The organism is Deltaproteobacteria bacterium, from assembly GCA_016235345.1.
In the GTDB taxonomy this organism is placed as follows: domain Bacteria; phylum Desulfobacterota; class Desulfobacteria; order Desulfobacterales; family Desulfatibacillaceae; genus JACRLG01.
This window is the reverse complement of the sequence record JACRLG010000001.1, coordinates 41,386-66,244: the sequence shown is the minus strand read 5'-3', so window position 1 is coordinate 66,244 and position 24,859 is coordinate 41,386. Positions and strand designations below refer to the sequence as shown.

Sequence of the window (24,859 nt, the reverse complement as noted above, 5' to 3'; positions counted from 1 at the left end):
GTCACAGTTTGCAGGCAACTTACTAACCGGAAATTGCTGTCTAAACTGCTTGACATATGCTTCTCTCAAGCTAAATACAGATGGAGGCATAATCAACAATAAGGGGCATTGTGATGGATAGAAGGGAATTTTTAAAACTTCAGGCCAAACTCGGCCTGATGGCCGCCGCTGCTGCTTCGGGAGTCGGGCTTTTTTCTCCTGATGATGTTTCGTCGGCGGCCGTTCCGGACATCGCCGTGGCCCAAGGCCCGCCGGGAGCGGCGGTTCGGGCGGCGATCAAGGTTTTGGGGGGCATGGGAAGATTCATCAAAAATGGCGACAGGGTGGTCATCAAGCCCAATATGAGCTTTGCCGAGCCGCCGGAATCGGCGACAACCACCCACCCGGAGGTGGTGGCGGCGTTGGCGGCTTTGTGTCTTGAAGCAGGCGCCTTTTCAGTTCTTGTGGTGGACAATCCGCTGTTCAATCCCCTGGGCTGTCTGGATACCACACGTATTAGAGAGGCATGCTCCTCCCTTCCCAGGGTGAATGTCCGGGTTTTATATCAGGAGCCTTTTTTTTCGGAAAAAAGGATACAGAGCGGGCGCGTCCTTAATTCAACATTGTTGATGAAAGATGTTCTTCTGGCCGACAAGATCATTGCCGCGCCGGTTGCCAAGTCCCATACCGGGGCAGGGGTGAGCCTTTCCATGAAGGGGATGATGGGGCTTGTCCTGGATCGAAAGGCATTCCACCGCAATGGCCTCCACGAAAGCATTGTTGATCTTCACACCGTATTAAAAGCGGACCTTACCGTGGTGGACGCCACGCGGGTTCTGTCGTCCAACGGACCCGGCGGTCCCGGCAAGATACTAAGGCCCGGCAAGGTCATCGCATCAGCCGACATGGTGGCCGCAGACGCCTATACTACAGCGTCCTTCGATTGGTACGGCAAAAAATACGCGCCACGACAGGTCCGCCACCTGCGTCTGGCCCATGAGCGGGGACTTGGCAGAATGGACATCGAAAATCTCATGATTAAAGAAATCCGCATATGAACACTTTCAAAAAAGTCGCGCAAACGGCTTCTTTCATATTGTTTTTGGCATTGTTGTCGTCTGTTTCCTTTACCCAGGCTGATCCAGTTTCCCTGAATATCTTCAGCAGGCTTGATCCGGCGCTTATGGGAATAGCCGCCATAGCAGGCCGCAGTTTCAAGGTGTTCGGTTTTCCGGCATTAATTGTCATGTTGTCCATGCTGCTTTTTGGCAGGGCTTTTTGCGGGCACATCTGTCCAATGGGCGCCACCGTTGACTTTATCGACAAGGGGGTCGCCAAACGGCCCGGCACATTTTCCGCCCGCACCAAAACCGTCCGATTCGTGTTTCTTGCGGCCCTTGTCGTATCGGCCGTTTTCGGCATGAATTTTTCTTATGGATTGTCTCCGCTTTCGCTGTCCACGCGTTTCTATGGCCTTGTCATTCTACCTATGGCGGCTCTTATTTCAGGCTTGGCCCTGGATGTTTTCCGGCCCCTGGCCCGAATGCTTGGCTGGCAGTCCGCTGTGTTCGCCCAGGTCGCCACCCCGGTTTTTCCCACTCAACTTTTTCTGGTGGCGTTTTTTGCAGGGCTTGTTTTTCTTGCGCGTTTCCGGACCAGATTTTTCTGCCGGTTCCTGTGCCCCGCCGGGGCCCTGTTTTCCATATTTGCAAGAAAGCCCCTGCTGTCACGCAGAATAGCAGATTCATGCACCGGCTGCGGCAAGTGCGCAAGGGCGTGCCCCATGGCGGCAATTCCTGTGAAAGAGCCTTCAAAGACCCTTTATTATGACTGTATTTTGTGCGGAAAATGCGAAAAGCTATGTCCGACCAATGCGGTGTCTTTCGGATTCAAGGCCGGGGAAAAAAAATCTGCGGAGCCGGAAAATCCCTCCCGAAGAAGGATACTGGCCGTTGCCGTTGCAGGGACTGCTGCTGCCGTGCTTCCCGCTGTTTCAAATTCCGAGGCTGGAGCGCCCGGAGCTTCCCACATACCGGTTCGCCCGCCGGGATCGGTTCCCGAGGATGAATTTCTGGCCAGGTGCGCCCGGTGCGGACTCTGCATGGCCGCATGTTCCACCAACACCTTAAGGCCCCTGTGGCTGGAAGCCGGGGTGGCCGGACTCTTCTCGCCGGGCCTTAACACAAAAATCGCGCGCTGTGACCCTAAATGCACACGCTGCGGACATGCCTGTCCCACCGGGGCTATCCGGCCTTTGAGTAATGAGGAGCGCCCCTGGGTCAAGATCGGCACCGCCAAAATCACCAAGGAAAACTGTCTTGCCTGGGCAGGAAAAAAGGCGTGCATGACATGTGACGAAGTATGCCCTTACGACGCCATCAAATTTTTTCATCCCAAGGGCCATCCCATTGCAGTCCCCAGGGTGAAATCAAGTTCCTGCGCTGGCTGTGGAGCCTGTGAAAGCGCCTGCCCGGTTAAAACCACACCGGCGATACGCGTTACATCCGAGGACGCGGTGCGGCTGTCCAGCGGGTCTTACAAGGAAGTCGCCAGGGATAGAGGTTATGATCTTGATTTGGCATGGCAGAACCGCAAAAAAGAAAACCCTGACGCCATGACCGTTGACGGCATTGCTCCGGGCTTTGATCCGTAACAACCCATTAAAACAGCCTGTTAAGCTTTCAGTGAGCCAAGCGCCGCCGATCAGCGCCGAAGCCGTGGAAAGTTTCCAGCGCGCCCTTGCCCTCGACCCTTCAATCGAATTCGCCCGCAACGGGCTGGAGAAGCTGAAAGCCAAGATGTGAAAACATTTTTCCGGGGGGATAGTTCGTAATTCGTAGGTTGGGTGGTTCCGGTCCGAAGGACCGGGTTCACCCAACATTTTTTTTCCCATGGCTGAATGGTGTTGGGTGAACCTGCGTTGCGCGCAGAACCACCCAACCTACGTCAGCCCCTTGCCGACTTCCTCCCCTGTTGACCGGGTGGGGCATTTAGGCTATAGTCATTCCGCTGGTCCTCTCAAAGCTCTCAATTTTTTTCAATCCCCCTGAAATCACAGCAATAATCATAGTCAACCCGGAAACCTGACCCTTTTTGAAAAATTATTTTCAATCGGCGCAAAAAAATCTCTTGACTCATAAAATTATTGTGGTATTTTAATACCGAAATAACGATTAACACAGCGAGGCGATCATGTCACATTTTGCGAAAATGAGTGAAGCAAGTTCGGTGGCCCTTCACGCGGCGCTTTTAATGGCCAAGGCTCCGGGAAAAAGCCACACGGCCCACGATATGGCCGAGCTCCTGACGGTGAGCGAGGCCACCCTTGCCAAGGCCCTGCAAAGGCTGGTGAAGGCGGGGGTCATATCCTCCACGCGGGGACCCAAGGGCGGCTTCGTCATGACCAAGAACCCGAAGGGCATAACCCTTCTTGAGGTCTACGAGGCCATAGAGGGCACGCTCACCCCAACCCGGTGCCTTTTGTCCAAGCCCGTGTGCGGCGGCGAGTGCCTGCTTCAATCTCTTTTAAGTGACGTGGACGTGAAGGCCCGCGAGTTTCTGGCCGAAAAGAACCTGGGCGACGTGGCAGCCGCGCTGCCTGATGCCGAACAGGCTGATTGAAAATCTGTCAGGCTAAAACAAGCCAACGGAACAGCCCGTTGGAAAAACCGGATTAATAAGCCTGTTAAGGGGAGGACGCCATGACCAAAAAAATCATGAGAAAAATCATCAACATAGACGAGAAAAAATGCAACGGCTGCGGCCAGTGCGTTCTGGACTGCGCCGAAGGGGCCATAGAAATCATTGACGGCAAGGCGAAGCTGGTTGGCGAAATCTTCTGCGACGGCCTTGGGGCCTGCCTTTCGGGCTGCCCGACGGGTGCGCTCACCATTACCGAGCGCGAGGCTGACGACTTCGACGAGGCGGCGGTCCACGCCATGCTGGAAAAGAAAAAGGCCCAGGCGGGCAAAAAGCCCCTGGTGCCGCTTATGGAGTGCGGGTGCCCGTCCTCCCAGACCACAACCCTGAAACCGGCCCGCACGGTCCCCGGCGCTGCTTCCTGCGGCTCGGCCCTTGGCCACTGGCCGGTGAAGCTGAAGCTGGTTCAGCCCCAGGCCCCATTTCTGCGCGGCGCGGACCTTCTGCTTCTGGCGGATTGCGCGGCCTGCGCCTACCCGGCCCTTCACGCCGATCTTCTGCCCGGCAAGGCCGTGGTAATGGGCTGCCCCAAGTTCGATGACCCTGCGGAATACATCGAAAAGCTCGCCTCCATATTAAAAGCGGCGCAGCCCAAGAGCCTCACCGTGGCCATCATGGAAGTTCCCTGCTGCGGCGGGTTTGGATTCGCGGCCCAGAAGGCCATTGAAGCGAGCGGCGTTGCGGTTCCCGCAAAGGTCGTCACCATCGCCCGCAACGGCGAAATTCTGGAACAAAAGGCCATAGCCTGATCCGGGAGGGGCCTTGATGAAATTTCCGTGGACAAAATCCCCCGATCTTCCCTGGGAAGCCGACGCCGAAGCTGCGGCCAAGCGCATTCCGCTACCGGTGCGGGCGGTGGCCAAAAGGAAGATCGCCGACGCCGCCGCAAAACGCGGCGCGGCCAGCGTATCCACTGCGGACGTCCTTGCGGCCTGGTCAAATTTCGCGTCCGGCAAAAGCGGAATGCTGCCGGCCCTGGAATCGGCCATGCCCGTCCCCAACCGGGAAGGCGTTTCCATGATTCTGGTCAACGCCTGCCACAACAAGGCGGCTGGCTGCCCGAACCCCTTGGTTGACACCGATATCTGGAAATCGGCCATAAGCTTATGGGTGGTGGATTCGGGCATGAGCGAAAGGCTTCGTAAGCGCGTCACGGGCGACACGATTTTCATGCACCATAAAATAAAGGTGTCAATTTCAGGCTGCCCCAACGGCTGCTCGCGGCCCCAGATAGCCGACTTCGGCCTTACCGGCTGCGTTACGCCGGTTTTCGACGCCGACGCCTGCACCGCTTGCGGGGCCTGCGTGAAAGCCTGCCCGGATTCGGCCCTAACGCTTCCCGAAGACGGGCCGGTTGCCTGGAACGCCGACGCCTGCCAGGGCTGCCTTTCCTGCTCCAAGGCCTGCGCCGCAGGAGCCATTATTCTTGGCGAGCGCGGGGTTAGGCTCACCGTGGGCGGAAAGCTTGGCCGCCACCCGCATCTTGGCGATTTCGCGGGAAATTTCACCTCGCCGGAGCCAATGATAGTGGTGATGGAAAAAATGCTGGACGATTTCATTCAAAATGCCGAACCGAACGAGAGATTCGCGGCCTTTAGATTGCGCGACGGAATATGGAGGCAAAAATGAGCAAAACAATGTGCCCCGGACAAGATACCGCCTTCTGGCGGGCCGGAGATGTTTTCGACGTGGAATGCAGCGGCTGCGGCGCCGAGGTGGAGTTCTTCAAGGACGATTCCCGCAGGCGCTGTCGAAACTGCGGCCAGTTGATCGCAAACCCGAAACTCAACCTTGGCTGCGCCATGTGGTGCGAGCACGCCAAGGAGTGCCTGGGATATGATCCCAAGGAAAAACTGGGCCTTGCCGACCCTGCCCAGGAATCTTTGGTGGACCGGCTGATAGCCGAAATGAAGAAGGTTTTCGGCGCTGACCAGAAGCGCATCACCCACGCCCTTACGGTGCTGGAAAACGCCCAGGCCATTTTGAAGAAGGAGGGCGGCGACCCCAAGGTGGTGGTGGCGGCGGCGGTTCTGCACGACATAGGCATCCAGGAGGCGGAAAAAAAGCACGGGTCGAACGCGGGGCGCTTTCAGGAGATGGAAGGCCCGGCCATTGCCCGGCCCATAATGGAAGGTTTGAAACTGGACCCCGACACCGTGGACCACGTTGAAAAGATAATCGCCAACCATCATTCGGCGAAAGACATCGACACGAAGGAATTCCGGATCCTGTGGGACGCGGACTGGCTGGTGAACCTTAAGGAGGAGTTCCCGGACAAGAAGGGCGAGGAGCTTTCCCGATTCATTTCAAAGGTCTTCAGGACCGAAACGGGCGAAGCAATGGCTCAGAGCCGGTTTCATTGATCGAACAAGGCGGTACGTGCTGCAAAACCAAAATAACGCTTCATAAAAAACCAAAAGGGAGGAAACACCATGTTTTGTTACCAGTGCGAGCAGACGGCAAAGGGTGAAGGCTGCACCAAAATCGGCGTGTGCGGAAAAACCGGCGAGACGGCGGCTTTGCAGGACCTTCTTACCTACGCGGTGCGGGGCCTGGCCCAGGCGGCGGTGGCCGCCAGGAAAAAGGGAATCGAGGATGACGCGGTGAACCACTTCACCTGCGAGGCCCTTTTCTCCACCTTGACCAACGTCAATTTCGACAATGCGGCCCTGGTGGAATTCATCAAAAAGGCCGTAACCCTGCGCGAGGGCCTGAAAGCCAAGGCGGGCGGCTCCTTTGAAGGCGCGGCCAGCTTCACCCCCGCCAGCGACCTTGCGGGCATGATCGCCCAAGGGGAGGGAGTGGGCCTCAAAAGCGACACCAGCGTTGATCCGGACATTTTGTCCCTCCAGCACATCGTGCTTTTCGGGCTTAGGGGAGTGGCCGCCTACATGGATCACGCCCATATCCTTGGCAAGAGCGACAACGGCGTTTATGCCTTCATCCACGAGGCCCTTATCGCGCCCTTCAACAAGGCACTGGCCTTGGGCGACTGGGTGGGGCTGGCCCTCAAGGTTGGTGAGGTGAACCTTAAGGCCATGGAGCTTCTTGACGCGGGCAACACCGGAACCTTCGGGCATCCGGTCCCCACCAAGGTGCCCCTTGGACACAAAAAGGGCAAGGCCATTCTGGTTTCAGGTCACGACCTCCTGGACCTGGCCGAGCTTCTGAAGCAGACCGAGGGAAAGGGCATCAACGTCTACACCCACGGAGAGATGCTGCCCACCCACGGCTACCCGGAACTGAAGAAGTACGCCCATTTTTACGGACACTACGGCACGGCGTGGATGAACCAGGGCAAGGAGTTCTCGGCCTTTCCGGGCGCGATTCTCATGACCACCAACTGCATCCAGAAGCCCCAGGAAATGTACAAGGACAACATCTTCACCTCCGGCCTGGTTGGCTGGCCCAACGTGCCCCATATTTCAAACCGCGACTTTTCGGCGGTGATCGCCAAGGCCCAGGCGCTTCCGGGCTTCGCCGAGGATGAGGACGGCAAGGTGGTGACGGTGGGATTCGCCCGCAACACCGTGATGAGCGTGGCCGGAACCGTGCTAGACGCCGTGAAGGCCAAGGCCCTCCGGCACATCTTCCTGGTGGCCGGCTGCGACGGGGCCAAGCCCGGACGCAACTACTACACCGAGTTCGTGGAAAAGGTGCCCTCTGACTGCATCGTTTTAACCCTTGCCTGCGGCAAGTTCCGCTTTTTCGACAAGGAGATGGGCGAGTTGGGAGGCTTGCCGCGCCTTCTGGACGTGGGCCAGTGCAACGACGCCTATTCCGCCATCCAGGTGGCCGTGGCCCTTGCGAACGCCTTCGGCGTGGGTGTGAACGACCTGCCCCTTTCCATGATCCTTTCATGGTACGAGCAGAAGGCCGTGGCGATTCTCTTGACCCTTCTGCACCTTGGAATAAAGGACATCCGTCTCGGGCCGTCGCTTCCGGCCTTCATCACCCCCAACGTGCTGAACGTGCTGGTCGAAAACTTCAACATCATGCCCATCAAGACCCCGGACGAGGATCTTAAAGCCATTCTGGGCTGACATTTTCTCCAATAAAGGCAGCATTCATAAGGGCCAGTAAAAAATAAAAGAGCGCCGGATTTGATTATCCGGCGCTCTTTTGCATCCAAGCCAAAAACGCAATTTTTCAGAAAGATTCAGTTGATGGGTGACCACTGCCTGCTGTTTTCGTTAAATACCGCCCATGCGCCGCCCTTCTTCGCAAGCGCCACGATTCCGGAAAGCGTACGCTTGCCTTCGCCCTTCTTGGCGACCTTCATTTCGTAGCTCACCACATTCGCATCAACGCCTTCCATTTGCTTATTGGAAATTTCGTTCACTTTCATCTCGCCTATCGTTACGTCGCCGTCTTTGTTCATTGTTGAAAACGCATTTACATAGATCGCGCTTTTTATTGTTTCTTCGGGCAGTTGCGAATCTTTTGCATTGCCTTGCATCTGGATGGCGACAGACGGAGAACCAGACCATGCAAACCACATTGAAATTGTTACTATCACAATCAATGCGATAGAAAATTTATTCTTGGCGGCATTGATCAAGCCACCATTATCATAATCGTCGTTTATCGAAGTTGTTATCTGACTCCAGATATGATGTAAAAAATCTATGATGTTATAAAAAATTTCCTTAACCATTAAAAGTCTCCTTGATATGAATGAGGCGTTAACATTCGGCGTTCAAAAACAGGCTTTTGCCGCCATTGACATTACAACAGATTATATTGACACGCTTATTACCGAATTGTTCGGATAGATAAAATATTTTTTATCCCCCTTGAAATGATAGACGACAAAAACGGGGCTGTCGGCATCGGTGGGATAAGCGACGCTTATTGAAACGTTAGCGGAAGGAGTATACCCGTACGCGACAAACGTGTTTCCGTCATATAGAAAATCGCCCTTATGCTCGGTCCGGTAGGAGTTGAAAGCCTTTAAAAGATTGTGGCCGTGAGTCACGGCTTCGGTATTGTAGGCCTTTTTCCTGTAACTTATGAAGTTGGGAATCGCTATGGAAGCTAAGATCCCGATAATGGCTATGACTATCATCAGTTCCACCAGCGTAAAGCCTGTTTCTTTACCGGTACGCGCCAGTCTTTTCATGGCTCTTGCCTTTCATAAACCACATTTTTTGTAGGAATCAAAGCTCGTGCGGAATGTTCAAAAGCCCGTCCGAAAAAATATTCGCGGACAGGCCTTGAAAGTTGCCCAAAAAACCGCCTTACTCGACCGTTATGCCGGTCACTACGCTTACATAAATTTTTGGTTACACACTACATACGATTTAGGTACAAAGTCAAGCAAATTATCTGCCATAAAACAGCATTTTTAATGCCGGAAAAATGACAGGTCTATCAGTATCTCAGCCTCATGAGGCAAGGGCGACGAAGCTTTTAAGGTAGGCCGCTTCGGGAAAATAGAGGGATACCGGGTGGTCTTCGGCCTGGCCGATGAAGCCTAAGGTGTGAAGCGGGCGGGCCTCGTGCACCGAGGTCTGGCGAAGGATGTGGGCGAAATCGGCGGACGTGAGATGATGGGAGCAGGAGCTTGTGACGAGAATCCCGCCCGGAGCCAGAAGGGAAATCGCCGCCCGGTTGAGGAACCTGTAGGCCGCAAGGCCGGCCTCCATGTGCTTGCTTGACTTGATGAGGGCGGGCGGGTCGCAGATCACCATTTCAAAGCGCGTTTGGGGCGGATTGGTCAGCCAGTCGAACACGTCGGCTTTTTCGCAGATCATGGACTCCGCCGGAAAGCCGTTCATCCGGGCGTGCTCCTGGCACATTTCAAGGGCCGGGGCGGATGAATCGAGGTTTAAGACGCTTTTGGCCCCTCCGGCCAGGGCGAAAAGCCCGTGAGCCCCGGAGTAGGAAAAAAGGTTCAGGGCGCTGCGGCCCGCAGAAAGACGGGCGATGGCGGCCCTCAAGTCCCGCTGGTCCAGGAAGAATCCCGTTTTCTGACCCGTCAAGGTGGGTGACAGAAATTTCAGGCCGAGCTGGGTAAAGGCCGCAAGTCCCTCATCCTCGCCTTTTTTGTCCGACCCTCCCGCTATTCCCGTGCGCGGCAAAAGCCCCTCCTCGCTCCGGGTGTGAAGGTCGCTTCTCTCCACTATGAGCCTTGGCCGGAAAAGCTCCTCCAGGGCCTTCAGAACCAGGGGGCGCAGCTTTTCCATCCCTGCTGTTGCGATCTGAAACACCAAAACGTCGCCGTAGCGGTCCACAACCAGGCCCGGCAGAAGGTCCGACTCCCCGAAAACCACCCGGTAGCCGGTGTCCGAAGTATCCGGCCCAAGGCCCGAAAGGCGTCTCCGGGAATCCGCCTCCCTGATGCGGGCTCTGAAAAAATCCGCGTCCAGAAGGGCTTCTTCAAAGGCGAAAAGCCTTACGCTGATCTGGCTTCGGGCGGAATAGGTCCCCGTTCCCAGGACCCGGCCCTCGTAATCCTCCACGATTACCGGGTCGCCGTCGAAAAGGTCCTTGGGCACCCTCACCACGGCCCCGGAAAACACCCATGGGTGGCGAAAGCGCGCCGAGCCCTCGCGGCCCTTTTTGATCTTGATTTTCGGGTAATCGGTCACTTTTTTGCCGTCCAGGGCGGAACCCAGCCGCCGAAAATCCTTTCAAGCTCCAGGGCCACGGCCACGGTGACGTGATCGTTTCCCGGAAGGCTTATCACCTGCACGCCCAGCGGCAGGCCATTTTTGGAAAGGCCCAGCGGAACCTGGGTGGATGGAAAGCCCATGGCATTGATGATTCCGGTGTAGAGCCAGTGGTCGAAGTGGAAAAGGGGCGCGTTGTGCTTGGGCGCGGGCTGACTGTAGGAGGGAAAGAGCATAACGCCGTTTTTGCCGATGAGACTGGTAAGCTCCTCGCGCAGGAGGTCGCCTTCCTTCAGCCAGCGGGCCACCGGCACCGGAATTTTCTCAACTGCGGCCAGCGCCAGGGCGGGCAGGGTGTGGGCGCTTTTTCCAAGCGCGTAAAGGGCCAGCTCCTTTGCCGGGTTTATGGGCTTTCCGTTTCCCAGAAGGGTGCCGAAGGGCGTGGTCCCCTTTACCGAGACCTTGGCGGTCCAGATGGGAAAGCTCTTCTTGAGGCGCTCCACCCGCTTTTCCGTGAAGTCGCAGCCAAGGCGGGCAAGGGCGGCGGCGGCCTTGGCCTGGGCCGCGCCAAGCTCCGGGTCCACTGCGGCCCTGCCGTTTTCCGGCACGCTGGTAACCTTGAGCTCCGAAATTTTCACCGCAGAAGGATCGCCAAGGGGGATTTCCACGCAACCAGGATCGATGCCGTCCGGGCCGGCCAGAATTTTGATCAGGGGCCAGAGGTCTTCCGCCCTTCTGCACAGGGGACCCGTGGTGCAGGTGCCTGAAACGCCCTTTTCCGCAAGGGGGATCTGCCCGGTGTTGGGAATGAGGCCAGCCGTGGGCTTGTGGCCGAAAATTCCGTTGAAAAAGCAGGGCATCCGAATGGAGCCGCCGATGTCCGAGCCAAGGCCGAAGGGCGAGCCGCCCGCGCCGATTATGGAGCCTTCCCCGCCGGAGCTTCCGCCGCAGGTGCGCTTGGGGTCGTAGGCCGAGCCCGTGCGGCCGTAGACCTTGTTGTTGGATTCCATCCACATGCAAAGCTCGCTGGTGTTGGTGACCCCCATGGGAATGGCCCCGGCCTTCCTGAGCCTTTCCACGCAGGGGGCGTCGGACCTGGAAACGATGCCCTTTCTGGCCACCAGCCCGGACGCGTTGGGCATACCGGTCAAGGCGAAGTTTTCCTTTATGCTGCACGGCACACCGTGAAAGGGCGGGAGGTTGTCGGGCCCCTCTTCTTTCAGAAGCGCGTCGGCCCGGTCGGCCTCGCTCCGCGCTTCATCGTAGCGCTTGGCCACCACTGCATTCAGGGGCGGATTCACCTTTTCGATGTGGGCGATGTGGGCCTCCACCGCCTGGCGAGATGAAACCTCCCCTTTTCTGATCATTTCCGCCATGCGGCTTGCCGAGATGGTGAGAAGCTCGTCCATTTGATTCCCCCCGCTTTGGTTATGAACTCTTTATTAATGAATGTCGCTCTGAACTATTCTCAGCTTTTTTGTGTAGGCAAAACGAAACCTGTAAAGCTCCGCACTCCGTCATTCCGGCGTAGGCCGGAATCCAGTTCTTTCTTTTAAACGCAGCATTCTGGACCCCGGCCTACGCCGGGGTGACGCAGGCTGTTGCTTTCTCTTTGTTAGGCAGCCGCCACCAAAAAGCTGTAAATTGTTTAGAGGCACGTTATTGAATGCCGAGAATGTTTTTTGCGTTTTCGCCCAGGATCGCGCTGATTTCTTCGGGTGAAAGGCCGGAGTTTTCCACCTCGGCCCGGCAGCGTTTGACCCCAAGAAGCGGAAAATCGGTGCCGAAAAGGATTTTTTCGGCTCCAAGGATGGAGGCCGCAACCGCGTAGATTTTCGGATCATACAGGTAAGGGGAGGCCGCCGTGTCGTACCACACGTTCTTGAGGACCTCCTTCGCGTTCTTCTTCATGAGGTGATAAAAAAACACCCCTCCGCCCCAATGGGCCAGAACAACGCGGTTTTCGGGAAACCGGGCCGCGAGATTCCAGATTTGATCGAGGCTTATGGGCGCTTTTCCCGGATAATAATGGCCCACCGGCTCGTTCACGTGGATGAGGACCAGGGCCTTGTGATGGCGGGCCGCCTCCATGACCGGCTCAAAGCGGTCTAGAGCCTCGCTGTCGAGGCCCGAACGGTAGGCCGCAAGCTCGCCCAAGCCGGAAAGGCCGTTTTGAAGGCAGCGAAGGGCCTCTTTGGGGGCGTCTTTGTGATGGATGTCGAAGCAGCCGAGCCCGATCAGGCGATCCGGGTACCGGGAAACGCTTTCCATCACGTAATCGTTGTGGCGTCGGAAGCGCTCCCCATTGGTCCAGGGAAAGCCGAAAACCACGGATTTTTCCACGCCGTCGGAATCCATTGCCGCCACGATGTCTTCGGCTGTGGCGATTTTCGACTTTTCCGGGCCGTACAGAAGCTCGAAGGCGGGCTCGTCCGCGAAATGGGCCGCCCTGCCTTCCTTTATTTCCGGCGGAAAAATGTGGGTGTGAAAATCAATTATCATCAGGCCGTCCTTTTGAACGCGCGGTTTCAGACCGGCGTTTTTGTCACCCTGGCCCCTGTCAGCGCCTCGTCGGAAGGATTCCACAGGCTTTTGACAACTGCAAGGGGTTTTACGGATTTTCCGGGCTCGGTGACGAGCAGAAGATCGACCCGGTTTTCGGATACCCCGATGTCCTTCACCAGTTGGCGAAGGTCCAACTCCACAGTTTCGCCCTTCTTGTTGGTGCGGGTCACGGGAAAGGCGTCCGTTGAAAGAAACCGGTCAAGGGCGGCCCGGTCGGGCGCGTACCCGTCGAAAACCACCGAAAAGCGGCCAAGGGCGGTGTCCGGCTTTTTGAAAAACTGCTCGTAAAGGCAGTCGGAAACCTCTATGCCCTCGGGAAGCTCGGCGGAAAGGCGGGTCTGAAGCTCGCCGGGCGATACCTTGGGGCCGGTTGTTACTATGAAGTATTCGTCCAGGCTTTCCATAAGAACCGGCAGGGCCTGTGAGAAGCTCACCTTGGGAAGCGGATGGAAGCCCTCGGAAAAAACAAGCGGAATCCTCGCCCGGCGAAGCGCCCGCAGAATCACGCTCATGAGCTCCAGGTGCCCCAGAAAGCGCGCCTTGCCGGTTTTTGCGTACGTTACCACGATCCTCCGGCCAAGGTCCTTTTTGAAGCCGCCGATGGCCGGGGGAGAGTCCACCGGGTAAAGGGGCGGTGAAATTCGCGGCTTTACGCGGTCAAAATCGCAGACCCCGCAGCCCTGGCAGGATTCCTGGCAGCTTGGTCCGCCCGGCTCGTTGTTTAGAGCCTTGCGCCATTCGGATAAAAGGTATTCCCGGTCGATGCCGATATCCACCCTGTCCCAGGAAAGGGGCTTTTCGGTGTCGCGGGCGGCAAGGTATAGAAGCGGGTCGATGCCTTCGGCCTCGAAGGCTTTCAGCCAGAGGTCGTGTCGATAGCGGTCGCTCCAGCCGTCAAAGCGGCATCCCGATTCATAGGCGGTTTCAAGGGCAGTTGAAAGCCTTTCGTCCCCGCGAGCGAAAACCCCTTCAAGAAGGCTGGTTTCCGGGCTCTGCCACTTGATCTTGATGCCCGGCCCGTGAAGCAGGCCCTTTATGCGGGAAATTTTTTCCTGGGCCTCGTGTGGCGTTATCTGGGCCGCCCATTGAAATGGCGTGTGGGGCTTGGGAACGAAAATACCCACTGAAACCGTGATGTCCGCCCGCTTTCCGGCGATTTTCTTAAGCTCCTTCACCAGTTGGGCCAAAGCCTCGACGTCCTCGTCCGTCTCGGTGGGAAGGCCCACCATAAAATAGAGCTTTATGAGCTTCCACCCGGCGTCGAAGGCCGCCCTCACCGTGTCCGCTATGTCTTTTTCGGTGAGGTTCTTGCCGATTACGTCCCTCAGGCGCTGGCTTCCGGCTTCGGGCGCTATGGTGAAGCCGGTCTTTCTCACCCTTCGGATTTCGGCCATGAGCCCTTCGGTGAGGGTTCCGGCCCGCATGGAGGGAAGGGACACCGCCACCCTCTGGTCCCGGCACCAGCCCATCAGGGTGGAGAGCACCGGCGCTATCTGCGAATGATCCCCCGTTGAAAGCGAGAGAATGGAGACGTCCTCGTAGCCGGTTCCGGCCAGGCATCCGCAGGTGAGTTGAACGATGTCGCTTGCGCTTCTCTCCCGCAAGGGCCTGTAGATCATTCCCGCCTGGCAGAAGCGGCAGCCCCTGCCGCAGCCGCGCGCGATTTCCACCCGAAGGCGGTCGTGGACGGGCTTGGCGTAGCCCAGCACGGGCTTTTGGGGGAAATGGCCGGTGAGAAGCTCCGGCAGGATGGCCCGCCTTACCACAGGGCCTGGTTTATCGTCCTCCAGGGCCGGAACGTAAACGCCCTCGATCTCCTTCAAAGCGGCAAGCAGGGCCTTTTTGTCCGCGCCGCCGCCCTTTTTCCAGGCTTCATAGGCCCGCAATATGGATATGGCCGCTTCCTCCCCGTCGCCTATCAGCATGGCGTCGAAAAAGGCCGCGACCGGGCCTGGATTCACCGTGGCCGGGCCGCCCGCAATGACGAGCGGATGCGTCAGGTCGCGGTCAAGAGCCCTGAAGGGGATCCCGGCCAGGTCCAGCATCAGAAGGATGTTGGTATAATTGAGCTCATATAGAAGGCTGAAGCCCAGAATGTCAAAATCGGAAAGAGCCTTTCGGGATTCCAGGGAAAAAAGCGGAACGCCCTCTTTTCGGAGCAGGTCCTCCATATCGGCGTCCGGGGCGAAGCTTCTTTCGGCCAGAAAATCCGGCTCCCGGTTCACGAGGAAATACAGTATCTGCATCCCGAAATGGCTCATGCCCACTTCGTAAAGATCGGGAAAGGCCAGGCAGAGGCGCACCCCTGCCTTTTCCCAGTCCTTTTTCACCGAGTTGACTTCGCTTCCGATATAACGCCCAGGCTGCCGCACCCTTGAAAGAAGGCTTTCGATTTTCAAACTCTTATCAATGGTCATCAATTTTTCCAGCAAGTAAGAAGATAAAGCGGAGCGTCTGAAAACGATGAGCTGCAAGGCGCGGGAGACCGGGCGGGGAGGACGCGTACTAAATGTACGTTACGACCCGCCCGGCCTCCCGCAACACAGCAGATCGCGTTTTCAGGCGCTCCGCTATATGTCGAGTTGGCTGACTTCCAGGGCATTCTGCTGGATAAATTCCCGCCTGGGCTCCACGTCGTCGCCCATGAGAAGGCGGAAAATGTCGTCGCTTTCTATGTCGTCCTCCACGTTCACCTTCATGAGTATGCGCGTTTCCGGGTTCATGGTGGTTTCCCAGAGCTGTTCCGGGTTCATTTCACCAAGGCCCTTGTAGCGTTGGAGGGAAAGGCCCTTTTTGCCCTCTTCAAGAAGAAGGTCCAGAAGCTCGCCGCGAGAGGATGCCGTAATGAGCGGTTTTTCCGGGGACTGCTTTGCGGTTACGGTGAAGGGGGGCTTTGCGAAATCGAAGATGCGCTCGGCCATGACCACGGCCTTCTGAAAATCGGGCGAGGAAACAAGGCCGCGCCCTATCTTGGCGGCCCTGGCGTCGGCTGCGGAGGAACGTTTGAAAATCTCTTCGTCCTCCTCCTGCCTGGGCCTTGTGACGAAAAACTCGTAAAGGCCCTTTTCGTCGATAAAGACCGGCTCTCCCGAAACCCCCCAGCCCGCCGCCGCGAGTTTTTGCGACAGCACGGCCATCTTTTCCTGGTCGCGCAAAAAGGAGTTGTCGAAAACCCCTTCCTGAAGCAGGAATTCCACCAGAAGCGCCGGAATGTTCTTGCGCTCGAACCGGAAAAGGATTTCCCGGTACTCGGAAAAATCGCAGAGCCAGCGGTGAAGGTCCTCGTCGGCCATGCTCTTTTCCCCGGCCTTCACCACGTATTTTTCCGCAACCCTGGTTATGAGGTACTCGGAAAGCGCGGTGTCGTCCTTGAGGTAAATCCCCGCGTTGCCCTTTCCTATGCGGTAAAGGGGGGGCTGGGCTATGTAGAGATAGCCGCTTTTGATGACTTCCGGAAGCTGGCGGTAGAAAAAGGTGAGGATGAGGGTTCTTATGTGGGCCCCGTCCACGTCGGCATCGGTCATTATTATGACCTTGTGGTAGCGTATCTTGGAAACGTCGTAGTCGTCACGGCCCGCCCCGGTCCCCAGGGCGGTTATGAGATTCCTTATTTCCTCGCTTTCCAGAATCTTGTCGAACCGGGCCTTTTCCACGTTCAAAATCTTGCCCTTCAGTGGCAGAATGGCCTGGAAACGCCTGTCGCGGCCCTGTTTTGCCGAGCCTCCTGCGGAGTCGCCCTCCACAAGGAAAAGTTCGCGGGCTTCGGGCTCGGATACCTGGCATTCGGCCAGCTTTCCCGGAAGGCTTCCTTCCATCAGGGACCCCTTCTTGCGCACAAGCTCCCTGGCCCTTCTTGCGGCTTCACGGGCGCGGGCCGCCTCCACCGCGCGGGTGATTATCTTTTTTGCGACGGATGGGTTTTCCTCCAGGAACTGGGCCAGCCTTTCATTGACCAGATTTTCGACAAGGCCCTTTACCTCGGTGTTTTCCAGCTTGGTCTTGGTCTGGCCCCCGAACTGGGGCTTTTGGAGACGGATGCTGATGACTGCGGAGAGGCCCTCGCGCACGTCGTCGCCGCCGATTTTTTCCTGAAGGTTCTTGGCTGTCTTGTCGCTGGCCGCGTAAAGATTTATCGTGCGGGTGAGGGCGGCCTTGAAGCCCATGAGGTGGAAGCCGCCTTCCTTGTTGCTGATGTTGTTGGCGAAGCTCAAAATGTTTTCTGCGTAGCCGTCGGAATACTGCATGGCCACTTCTATTTCCACCCCGCCCTTTTCGCCCGCCATGAGAATGGGCTTGTGGAGCGGCGTGCGGTTGCGGTTTATGTGCTCCACGAACGAGACTATTCCGCCCTTGTAGTGGTGCTCCTGCTTCTCGTCGGTGCGCTCGTCCTCTATCACCGTGGCGATTCCGGCGTTTAAGTACGAAAGCTCCCTCATGCGGCGGGAAAGAATTTCAAACTGGTAGGGCTCAGCCGTCATTATGGTGGTGTCTGGCTTGAAATGAACCACCGTTCCGCGCTTCCTGGTGGGGCCGGCGTCGGTCAGCTCGCTGATCTTTGCGCCCTTGGCGTAGGACTGGATGTATTTGCGGCCGTTGGTGTGGATTTCCACATTCAGCCACTCGGAAAGCGCGTTCACAACGCTTACGCCCACGCCGTGCAAGCCGCCGGAGACCTTGTAGGTGTACTTGTCGAACTTGCCGCCCGCGTGAAGGCGCGTCATGACGACTTCAACCGCAGGCACCCCTTCGGTCTTGTGGATGTCCACCGGGATTCCGCGTCCGTTGTCTTCCACGGTTATGGAATTATCCGGGTGGATGATCACCTTTATGGTGTCGCAGTGGCCGGCCATGGCCTCGTCGATGGAGTTGTCCACCACTTCATATACCATGTGGTGGAGGCCTTCCTCCCCGACGTTTCCGATGTACATGGCCGGAACCTGGCGCACCGCCTCCAGGCCCTCAAGAACCTTTATGTTGTCTGCGGTGTAGCCGTTGGGCTGCTGATTTGTCTCGTCGCTCATGGAAATCCTTTGATGACGCTTTGTGGCGAAGTTGAAAAATTTTTTTTTCTTCTGAAAACGAAAACAGGAGATTGCGCCCCTTGATGAAATTTCAGCCGGATGCATCTTGACGCACCCGGCCGATAAAAGCAAGCGGCGGTAGGAGCCTGTCCTCCCGCCGTTTTTACCAGACAGCCGGTCCCTTATCAGACTGATCCGGAATCGGCCTTATTTCATTTTGTCGGCCACGGCCACGGCCTGGAGAAAAGCCACGGTGTTGTAGGCTTCCAGGATGGATTTGGCAGCCGCGTTGGTGTCTATGTGGTAGGTTCCGGACACCTGCTCGAAAAAGCCGGTCCTGCGGTCGGTCACCTTGACTCCTGCCGAAAGGTCCTTTTTGAGGCCGAGGTCCTGGCTTGCGAAGAATTCGTAAATGAATTCCCCAGGAACCACTCCCTTGAAGGGAATCCTCTTTTCCCTGGTGCGCATGTCGCTGGAAATTTTGACCCCTGCGGTTTTGATGACGAAAACGTCGCTCTTTTTGTCGAAGTCAACGAAAAGGGTAACGCCCATGATGGTGTCTGCGCCCAGCTTTCCGGCAAGTTCATTCATCTTGGCGGCCTGGAAGGCGGCGGCCATTCCCTGAACCTTCATTCCGGTGGGGGCGATGGTTAGGGTTTCCGCTCCCTTGTCGCCTGTCTGGACGTTTCCGCCGCGCCTTATGGAAAAGAAACTGTCCTTGGTGTCCTTCTTTTCGCTTCCGGAAAGCTCCTGGTAAAGGGCCTCGGCAGTCATGGCGTCCTTTGAAATCGCCTGTTTTCCGGTGTATTCGCTCATGGCGTTCACGAAGGAATCATACATTGCGTCGGTGATTCTCTTGTAGGTTTCCTCGTCAAGCTCCATGGACATGCTGCCGTCGGCAATCACCGTGGAGGTGACATTGCCTGTCTTTTTCGTCTCGCCGACCCTTGCCGTGTATTTTTTGTAGGCGAACTCCACGTTGAAGGAATAGACCATGAATTTTCCCGGCCCGGCCATTTTCTTGAAATTGCCGCTTGTGGAGACGTATTGCTTGACGGCCTTCATGACATCCGCGTCCGGGGTGTAGTCTGCGCACAGGGCCTGACCCCCGAAAATGAAAAAGGAAGCGAGAATCAAAAAAGCCGGAACCATAACTTTTACAACCGAAGGTCTTTTCTTCATTTTCAGTTTCCTTTCCCTTTTCATGCGCCTGTTTGCACGGTGGCCCAATTGCCGCATTACACCCTTCAATTTTCAAACAGTAAACAGCGATTCGCGTTTTTAGGCAGGCGTCAATTTCTCATCGGCATGATGACCATAAGATAGCCCGGATCCTCCTCGCCCGTGATAAGAAACGCCCTCTTGTCCTTTTCAAGCCTTATGGTCACCTTGTCGCTTTTCATCACGTTCAGGGCGTCGATGAAATACTGGGGATTGAAGGCCGTCTCAAAGGGCTCCCCGTCGAATTCGGTGGAGTATTCCTCCTGGGATTCGCCTATTTCCGGATTTTTGATGGAAAGTTTAAGCATGTCCGGCAGTATGGACACGTTAACGGCCTTGAAATTAGGGGAGGTGAATATGATTATCCTTTTTAAAAGGGGCAGAAAGCTCTTTTTGCTCACGGTGAGCGAAGATTTGACATCATTGGGTATGACAGCCTTGTATTCCGGATATTCGCCTTCCAGAAGGCGTCCCATTAGTATTTCGCTTTCCCTCGAAAAAACGAAGAGCGAGTTGCCGTCATCGATGCTTCTTATCCCCATGCTTATGGTCCCTTCACCGTCGCACAGGCGCTTTACGTCACCCAGTATCTTTTTGGGGAGCACCACGCCCTTTTCGAATTGAAGGCCCAAGAGGTCATCGGGGTTTTCGGGCTTGTGATCCATCACCGACAGCCGGTTGCCGTCGGTTGATACGAGGCGAAGAACCGGCGGGTTTTCGCCGTCCTGAAAAATCGAAAAATAAAAGCCCAGAAGATGCACCAGGTATGGCCTTTTGTCGTCGCCGCCTCCGGCTGCCGGAAGGTCGGTTTTCTGAATGACATCATGAAAAATCCCGGTGGGAAGCCTCATCAGGCCTTCCTTGTCGATACCGGGTATTTTAGGGAATTCCTCCGCGCTTATTGCCGGAAGAAGGTGGTTCAAGCGGTTGTTGGATATCTTCACCCAGCCGTTTTCGGTTTCGGTGACCGGGATTTCCATTTCGGGAAAATCCTTCACCACCTCGAAGAGCTTTTTTCCGGGTATGGTTATGGCGCCAGGAACGATCACTCTGGCCGGGTAGGTTCCCAGGAAGTAGCTCTCCATGTCGGTGGCCACCAGGGATATTTCCTCCTCCCCGGTGGTTATGAGGACGTTTTTCGTTATGGGCCAGGTGGTTTCCCGGCCCACTATGCCCTGAATCTTCGAGAGGCCGGTTAAAAAATCCTCTTTTGAAATGGAAAATTCCATGACCTTCTCCTTTTAAGGGGTCCTCCTGGGACCGGCTGTCCATGGTTTACACAACAATCTGATATTGCTATAAATAACTTAAAGCTCCTTTTCGGAGCAGATTGAGGGCCGTCTTGTTTTTCAAGAATTGTTTTCAGATATTTTTTATTCTTTTTTTATAATTTTAAAAGAATAAAGAATAATAAAGGCCGGTAGATTTGTAGATAAGTAAGACAATTATTTGAAATCAGTAATAAAAATATGTGATCCTTCTGTCAGTGGCTTTGTCTGGAAATTGTTTGCAACCTTGTGGTTACGAACCGGGGTTTTTCCCATGTTCAAAACCAGGCTTTTTATGAACAGTCCGCTGACAATCCAAAATGCGAGGGATGCAAGAGATCGTTTATCGATTTCACAGGGTTATATTCGCACATGGGAACTTCCACGAACAACGTGGTCCAGTCGGACATGGCCCCGTTCCATAGTCCCGGAAGCTCCAGTGCCAGAAGGTTTTTTCCGTCCTGGCTCTTTTTTGAAATGAAAACAGCGTGTTCATCCACAAAATCGGAAAGGTTGAATTTTTTTCCGTGCCTGTCAAAAACCCAGGCCACCACGTCAACAGGGTTGAAATGGGTGGAAGACCGGAAAATTTCCGCCTGCTCAGGGTGATCCTGCCTTACCTGGGCGCTTTCCACTATCTGAAGCGTAAGCCTTCCATCGGTTTCCCTCACCCAGAATGGAGCACCGCCGGGGTCGCCAAGGTTTTTCACCATGCCGCACACCCTTATGGGCCGGTTCAGGGCCTTTTGAAGAAATTCGGCGTTTTTTTTGCCGTCAAGACCCGAAGGAGGAAATATCAAAAGTGTTTTTTGCGCAAAAGCGAGTACTTCGGGCACTTTTTCAGGATTTTTTTCAAGAATTTCGAGGTGTTGTTCAATTTTTTCCTTTAAGTCCACAAGAAGCCCGGCAAGGGCCTTTTTCCATAAAATTCTTTCGCCTTTTGCCTTATCGGGAACCACGTTGTCGATGTTTGCGAGAAAGACCGGGCTTGCATCGATGCGGTCAAGGTTGGAGATAAGGGCCCCGTGGCCTGCGGGCCGGAAAAATAGATCGCCCGCCGGGGTGCGGAAGGGCGAAAAATCCTCGTTTGCCGCAAGAGTATCCGTATGGGTGTCCTGGATGGAAAATTCAACTTCAAATTTTACCCCAAGCTCCTTTTCCAGCTCCTTTCCCGCCTTTTCAAAAAGCGCGGCAAAATCATGCTGTTGATCTTTTGGAACGGTGAAATGAAGGCGGCACACGCCTTTTGAATCCCGCACGTAGCCTGCGGCCTCGTAAAGATGCTCCTCAAAGGCGGTCTTGGGGCCGTTTTTGTACAGGTGAAAAGGAATGAGGCCCTTTGCCAGGTTTTTTAAATTAAGCCCTTTCGGATCGAAAAGAATATTATAAATCTGGCTGTAATTTCCGAATTCCAGAAGCCCGGCCAGATTTTTTCCCGCCTTTTCGCATTCCTTTGCCAAGGCTTCGCAAAGGGCGAATTTTTCAAGGTTTTCGAAAAATTCGATTACAGATATTGCATCCTTGTCGCCTTCCCCGGCCTTCATGCGAAGGACCACCAGCCCCTCTTTTTCAACCGCCGCCCGCAAGGCCGAAAGGGCCTTCCACATCCGGGTTGCGGCCCCGGAAGCAGGAACGAATTTAAGGGGCTTTAAAACGGGTATTTTAGACTCGTAGAAAGCGGCGTAATTTTTGACCGCTTCTTCGGGCAGAACAATGATGCCGTCACCCGTCGTTGCCGGTCGCACGAGATCAAGAAGGCCTGATCCCTTTTTGAAAAGGGAAAGCTGGGCCGACGCCTTTTCGGGAGCGATCCCAAGGCTTTTGATCTGAAGGATGTCTTTTTGGTCGAAAAATTTCATGGAATCCGGTCAGTATAACAGATGTAAAAGTCGTTATTAAGCGGAGCATGGTTCTTTTCCATTTTTAAGAAATCCGGCAAAGGGAAGAAATATCTCTGTCTTCCTCCCCCGCCATTTTCGGGAAAACGAAAAATGGAAGTAAATGGCGCTCCAGGTAATAACTCGCTTAAAAAATTAAGGAAAAGAAAAAAAGCCGAAACCGCAAAGATGGACTTTTCAAAGTTTCCAAGCATATCATGCCGTCAAAAAAAAATACAGGGGATAACGAAAAGACCTTCAAAAAAGGGGTACGGCAGGTTTAGATACAATATATTGATTATAATATTTTATCAACACTATTTAAGGTGGTTTTATCAAATTTTGGCTAATTTTAAACGCTTCCAAAAAAAAGGGCTTGCATTCCCGGACCAGATATGGAATGACAAGTCATTCCGCATTTTACAACCGTAAAAAACAGAGGGCCGGATGGACAGCGATCTCCTTGAAAAACGCCGATCCCAGATAATGGCCGCTGCAATGGACGCCTTCACCGAGCGCGGGTTCCACGACACCAAGATCAGCGACATCGCCCAGAGGCTCTCCATGGGCCACGGCACCTTTTACCGCTATTTCAGGAACAAGAGGGATATTTTTCTGGCCGTAGTGGACCATTTCATAACGAGAATTGCAAAGGTGGTTGAGGAGGAAGCTCCCCAGGCCACGGATTCCGTTCAAACCTACCGGGATCAGATAAGGCGCATAGGGTTTAGGCTGCTGGACCTTTTCATGGAAGACCCCAGAATGGCCCGGATCATCTTCTACCAGGCGCTTGGGGTGGACCCTGATCTTGACGAAAAGCTCCTTGCCATAAAAAACCTGGCCGATCTCATGGTGGAGGCCTACCTTGTAAACGGCGTGGAAAAAGGCTTCCTGAAACCGGACCTGGACGTCAACACCATCTCCAAGGCCGTGAACGCCATGACCCTTGGCGCGGCCTGGGACATAATGTTTGCCGAAAACAAGAAGGAAGCCGGAAAACGCTGGATAGAGACGGTGTCTCTCTTGATGCTCTCCGGCATGGCCCTGAGGGGATGAGGGCGCGAACTGCTGTGTTGCGCGTCGCATCCCGGCTCGGTCACGTACAAACATTCTAATTTAGCCCAAGAACTCTGCGATTTCTTGGGCGGGTACGCTCCATCACCGCTCGCTTGCGCGCCTTGCATTTCATCGCCCTAATCCCCTCAGGCCGTGGCGATAGTGTAAGGGGTGAAATGAAAAAGAAGATAGGGCGGAAAGATTTAAAGGAAAAGACGTAAAGACCGGAAAAGCCTTTATCATCAACCTTAAAAGAAGGAGGATGTCATGGTTCAGGTGGACGTGTTTTGGGCCTATTCCCTTGGGGCGGGTTTTGCGGCTGCTGCGGCAAGGCAGCTTAAAAAGGAGGACGACCCCTTCATCAACAAGTATTTCGTGTACAACCTCCTGTTTCTTGCCTGCCTTTTCGCGCCGAGCGGGGTCTATCTTCTGTGGCAGTTCCCCCACTGGGAGACAATGCAGGTGGCCACGTGCAGGGATGACCTTCCGGCCTGGCTCGTCGTGCTTTTCGCCGTAACCAACATCACCCAGGGGGTCCTGGGCTTCTACCTCGCCCAGCGCTCCATAAAGAAGGGAAGCATCTCCGGGGCCTGGAATCACGCCTATTTCGGCTACTTCTTCATGATCTTCATCCTGGTCTACGGCTGGGACGGAACCGGCTGGCAGCGCTTTCTCTACGACGCCACCAAAAACGGGGGCGTGCTCTGGACAGTGGGCCATCACATGGGCTTTTCGTTCGTCTTCTCGAACGTTGCCTTCACCCTTGTGGGCATGGGAATCATCATCGGCCCGGCCCTCATTTTCCCCATGATAATCTGGATCCGCATGGGCCTTTTCACGGACCCCGAAATAAAGCGCGACGATATTCCCGAACCGAAAACCGCAATCATTCTGGTTCTCGTAGCCCTTTTCGGGGTGAGCATCCCAAGCGTCTTCGTGGCGGCGGGGCTTGCCTGGGCTCTCGCCTCTGTAATCGGAAGCCCGCTTCTGGCGGCCCTCATAGTGGTGCCGGTTTTCCTGGTGGGGGCGAAATACCTGCTCCTTGCCAAGGGACGCCCCATCTACAAGGTTTTTCAGAAACTTTTCGTGACCGAGAACTGACATGGACGACTCCCCGGTTGTAAACAATGCTGCAACCATGCGGGAACAGGATGCGGCGGCTGTCTTTTTCGTGACAGGAAGGGCGGCCGCAGCCGCCATCGCCGCAGGAGGCTTCCTCCACGGCCTTGGCATGGCCCAGACCATAGCTTCGGGGCTTTCCATGCCCGTGTGGTACTGGGCCATATTCATAATCGCCCTTGTGGGCTACGAAACCAGCGCCGTCCTGATATTGCGGGGCAAAAGCGCAGGCTATCTTTTCGCAGCGGCGGGCCCGATGATTGGCGGTGCCCTGATCGCCCTTGGTTTCATGTTTCCGGATTCCGGGCTGTTGTGCCTCATTCCCGGCACTTACGGAAACGAGATCACGGTGATCGGTTTCTGGACCCTTGTGATAGAGCCGATAGCGGTTGTTTTTTCGCTTCTTTTCCTCGGATACGGGCCGAAAGAGGATAAATAGT

At 55.4% G+C, this 24,859-nt stretch carries 20 protein-coding genes; 10 read left to right on the top strand and 10 right to left on the bottom strand.

Features of this window, described 5'->3' with window-relative positions; translation table 11 throughout:
* Positions 1 to 113: 113 nt before the first annotated feature.
* The 7 genes from HZB23_00265 (at position 114) to hcp (ending at position 7,721) form a co-directional block, all read left to right on the top strand.
* Positions 114 to 1,037: a DUF362 domain-containing protein gene (locus HZB23_00265; GenBank protein ID MBI5843083.1), complete on the top strand. Its 924-nt coding sequence runs from the start codon at positions 114 to 116 to the stop codon at positions 1,035 to 1,037.
* 125 nt (positions 1,038 to 1,162) lie between these two features.
* Positions 1,163 to 2,632, top strand: coding sequence for a 4Fe-4S binding protein (locus HZB23_00260; protein ID MBI5843082.1), 1,470 nt, complete (start codon positions 1,163 to 1,165; stop codon positions 2,630 to 2,632).
* Between the two features lie 557 nt (positions 2,633 to 3,189).
* Positions 3,190 to 3,600, top strand: coding sequence for an Rrf2 family transcriptional regulator (locus tag HZB23_00255; protein MBI5843081.1), 411 nt, complete (start codon positions 3,190 to 3,192; stop codon positions 3,598 to 3,600).
* Positions 3,601 to 3,680: 80 nt separating this feature from the next.
* Entirely contained in the window at positions 3,681 to 4,427 is a 747-nt protein-coding gene (locus HZB23_00250) for a 4Fe-4S ferredoxin (protein ID MBI5843080.1), read from the top strand.
* 16 nt (positions 4,428 to 4,443) lie between these two features.
* Positions 4,444 to 5,307 (top strand): 4Fe-4S binding protein, encoded by an 864-nt coding sequence (locus tag HZB23_00245; GenBank protein MBI5843079.1) that lies wholly within the window; start codon positions 4,444 to 4,446, stop codon positions 5,305 to 5,307.
* Positions 5,304 to 6,041: an HD domain-containing protein gene (locus HZB23_00240; GenBank protein MBI5843078.1), complete on the top strand. Its 738-nt coding sequence runs from the start codon at positions 5,304 to 5,306 to the stop codon at positions 6,039 to 6,041. Before HZB23_00245 ends, HZB23_00240 begins: the two co-directional genes overlap by 4 nt.
* A 69-nt stretch (positions 6,042 to 6,110) precedes the next feature.
* Complete coding sequence (gene hcp, locus HZB23_00235; protein MBI5843077.1) at positions 6,111 to 7,721, top strand: hydroxylamine reductase; 1,611 nt, start codon at positions 6,111 to 6,113, stop codon at positions 7,719 to 7,721.
* A 116-nt stretch (positions 7,722 to 7,837) separates the two neighbouring features.
* On the opposite strand, the gene HZB23_00230 is transcribed toward hcp, so the two are convergent.
* The 10 genes from HZB23_00230 to HZB23_00185 all read right to left on the bottom strand — a co-directional run bounded on the left by HZB23_00230 (position 7,838) and on the right by HZB23_00185 (position 22,226).
* On the bottom strand, positions 7,838 to 8,335 hold the full coding sequence (locus tag HZB23_00230) for a hypothetical protein (GenBank protein ID MBI5843076.1): 498 nt from the start codon (positions 8,333 to 8,335) through the stop codon (positions 7,838 to 7,840).
* Positions 8,336 to 8,416: 81 nt separating this feature from the next.
* A complete protein-coding gene (locus HZB23_00225; protein MBI5843075.1) occupies positions 8,417 to 8,800 on the bottom strand; it encodes a type II secretion system protein in 384 nt (127 codons plus the stop codon).
* Positions 8,801 to 9,065: 265 nt separating this feature from the next.
* On the bottom strand, positions 9,066 to 10,271 hold the full coding sequence (locus tag HZB23_00220; GenBank protein MBI5843074.1) for a class I SAM-dependent rRNA methyltransferase: 1,206 nt from the start codon (positions 10,269 to 10,271) through the stop codon (positions 9,066 to 9,068).
* Positions 10,268 to 11,701, bottom strand: a complete 1,434-nt coding sequence (locus HZB23_00215) for an amidase (GenBank protein ID MBI5843073.1) — start codon at positions 11,699 to 11,701, stop codon at positions 10,268 to 10,270. The genes HZB23_00220 and HZB23_00215 overlap by 4 nt, the downstream gene beginning before the upstream one ends.
* Positions 11,702 to 11,951: 250 nt before the next feature.
* Complete coding sequence (locus tag HZB23_00210; protein MBI5843072.1) at positions 11,952 to 12,794, bottom strand: amidohydrolase family protein; 843 nt, start codon at positions 12,792 to 12,794, stop codon at positions 11,952 to 11,954.
* 26 nt (positions 12,795 to 12,820) lie between these two features.
* Positions 12,821 to 15,274 (bottom strand): TIGR03960 family B12-binding radical SAM protein, encoded by a 2,454-nt coding sequence (locus HZB23_00205; protein MBI5843071.1) that lies wholly within the window; start codon positions 15,272 to 15,274, stop codon positions 12,821 to 12,823.
* A 153-nt stretch (positions 15,275 to 15,427) separates the two neighbouring features.
* On the bottom strand, positions 15,428 to 17,878 hold the full coding sequence (gene gyrB / locus HZB23_00200) for a DNA topoisomerase (ATP-hydrolyzing) subunit B (GenBank protein MBI5843070.1): 2,451 nt from the start codon (positions 17,876 to 17,878) through the stop codon (positions 15,428 to 15,430).
* 207 nt (positions 17,879 to 18,085) lie between these two features.
* A complete protein-coding gene (locus HZB23_00195; protein ID MBI5843069.1) occupies positions 18,086 to 19,060 on the bottom strand; it encodes a hypothetical protein in 975 nt (324 codons plus the stop codon).
* Between the two features lie 110 nt (positions 19,061 to 19,170).
* Positions 19,171 to 20,328 (bottom strand): DNA polymerase III subunit beta, encoded by a 1,158-nt coding sequence (gene dnaN / locus HZB23_00190; GenBank protein MBI5843068.1) that lies wholly within the window; start codon positions 20,326 to 20,328, stop codon positions 19,171 to 19,173.
* A 332-nt stretch (positions 20,329 to 20,660) separates the two neighbouring features.
* On the bottom strand, positions 20,661 to 22,226 hold the full coding sequence (locus HZB23_00185; GenBank protein MBI5843067.1) for a DUF4301 family protein: 1,566 nt from the start codon (positions 22,224 to 22,226) through the stop codon (positions 20,661 to 20,663).
* 465 nt (positions 22,227 to 22,691) lie between these two features.
* Here HZB23_00185 and HZB23_00180 point away from each other — a divergent pair, with 465 nt between their 5' ends.
* The 3 genes from HZB23_00180 to HZB23_00170 all read left to right on the top strand — a co-directional run bounded on the left by HZB23_00180 (position 22,692) and on the right by HZB23_00170 (position 24,858).
* Positions 22,692 to 23,300 (top strand): TetR/AcrR family transcriptional regulator, encoded by a 609-nt coding sequence (locus tag HZB23_00180; protein ID MBI5843066.1) that lies wholly within the window; start codon positions 22,692 to 22,694, stop codon positions 23,298 to 23,300.
* A gap of 267 nt (positions 23,301 to 23,567) precedes the next feature.
* On the top strand, positions 23,568 to 24,401 hold the full coding sequence (locus tag HZB23_00175; GenBank protein ID MBI5843065.1) for a hypothetical protein: 834 nt from the start codon (positions 23,568 to 23,570) through the stop codon (positions 24,399 to 24,401).
* A 1-nt stretch (position 24,402) separates the two neighbouring features.
* Positions 24,403 to 24,858: a hypothetical protein gene (locus HZB23_00170; GenBank protein MBI5843064.1), complete on the top strand. Its 456-nt coding sequence runs from the start codon at positions 24,403 to 24,405 to the stop codon at positions 24,856 to 24,858.
* Position 24,859 lies beyond the last annotated feature (1 nt).

What these genes read in the sequence shown, in the direction of transcription:
- HZB23_00260 (MBI5843082.1), top strand. Translation starts at nt 1,163, where the DNA reads ATGGGAATAGCCGCCATAGCAGGCCGCAGTTTCAAGGTGTTCGGTTTT.
- dnaN (MBI5843068.1), bottom strand. Translation starts at nt 20,328, where the DNA reads ATGGAATTTTCCATTTCAAAAGAGGATTTTTTAACCGGCCTCTCGAAG.
- HZB23_00265 (MBI5843083.1), top strand. Translation starts at nt 114, where the DNA reads ATGGATAGAAGGGAATTTTTAAAACTTCAGGCCAAACTCGGCCTGATG.
- HZB23_00180 (MBI5843066.1), top strand. Translation starts at nt 22,692, where the DNA reads ATGGACAGCGATCTCCTTGAAAAACGCCGATCCCAGATAATGGCCGCT.
- HZB23_00255 (MBI5843081.1), top strand. Translation starts at nt 3,190, where the DNA reads ATGAGTGAAGCAAGTTCGGTGGCCCTTCACGCGGCGCTTTTAATGGCC.
- HZB23_00205 (MBI5843071.1), bottom strand. Translation starts at nt 15,274, where the DNA reads ATGACCATTGATAAGAGTTTGAAAATCGAAAGCCTTCTTTCAAGGGTG.
- HZB23_00175 (MBI5843065.1), top strand. Translation starts at nt 23,568, where the DNA reads ATGGTTCAGGTGGACGTGTTTTGGGCCTATTCCCTTGGGGCGGGTTTT.
- hcp (MBI5843077.1), top strand. Translation starts at nt 6,111, where the DNA reads ATGTTTTGTTACCAGTGCGAGCAGACGGCAAAGGGTGAAGGCTGCACC.
- gyrB (MBI5843070.1), bottom strand. Translation starts at nt 17,878, where the DNA reads ATGAGCGACGAGACAAATCAGCAGCCCAACGGCTACACCGCAGACAAC.
- HZB23_00195 (MBI5843069.1), bottom strand. Translation starts at nt 19,060, where the DNA reads ATGAAGAAAAGACCTTCGGTTGTAAAAGTTATGGTTCCGGCTTTTTTG.
- HZB23_00245 (MBI5843079.1), top strand. Translation starts at nt 4,444, where the DNA reads ATGAAATTTCCGTGGACAAAATCCCCCGATCTTCCCTGGGAAGCCGAC.
- HZB23_00210 (MBI5843072.1), bottom strand. Translation starts at nt 12,794, where the DNA reads ATGATAATTGATTTTCACACCCACATTTTTCCGCCGGAAATAAAGGAA.
- HZB23_00170 (MBI5843064.1), top strand. Translation starts at nt 24,403, where the DNA reads ATGGACGACTCCCCGGTTGTAAACAATGCTGCAACCATGCGGGAACAG.
- HZB23_00250 (MBI5843080.1), top strand. Translation starts at nt 3,681, where the DNA reads ATGACCAAAAAAATCATGAGAAAAATCATCAACATAGACGAGAAAAAA.
- HZB23_00240 (MBI5843078.1), top strand. Translation starts at nt 5,304, where the DNA reads ATGAGCAAAACAATGTGCCCCGGACAAGATACCGCCTTCTGGCGGGCC.
- HZB23_00225 (MBI5843075.1), bottom strand. Translation starts at nt 8,800, where the DNA reads ATGAAAAGACTGGCGCGTACCGGTAAAGAAACAGGCTTTACGCTGGTG.
- HZB23_00230 (MBI5843076.1), bottom strand. Translation starts at nt 8,335, where the DNA reads ATGGTTAAGGAAATTTTTTATAACATCATAGATTTTTTACATCATATC.
- HZB23_00185 (MBI5843067.1), bottom strand. Translation starts at nt 22,226, where the DNA reads ATGAAATTTTTCGACCAAAAAGACATCCTTCAGATCAAAAGCCTTGGG.
- HZB23_00215 (MBI5843073.1), bottom strand. Translation starts at nt 11,701, where the DNA reads ATGGACGAGCTTCTCACCATCTCGGCAAGCCGCATGGCGGAAATGATC.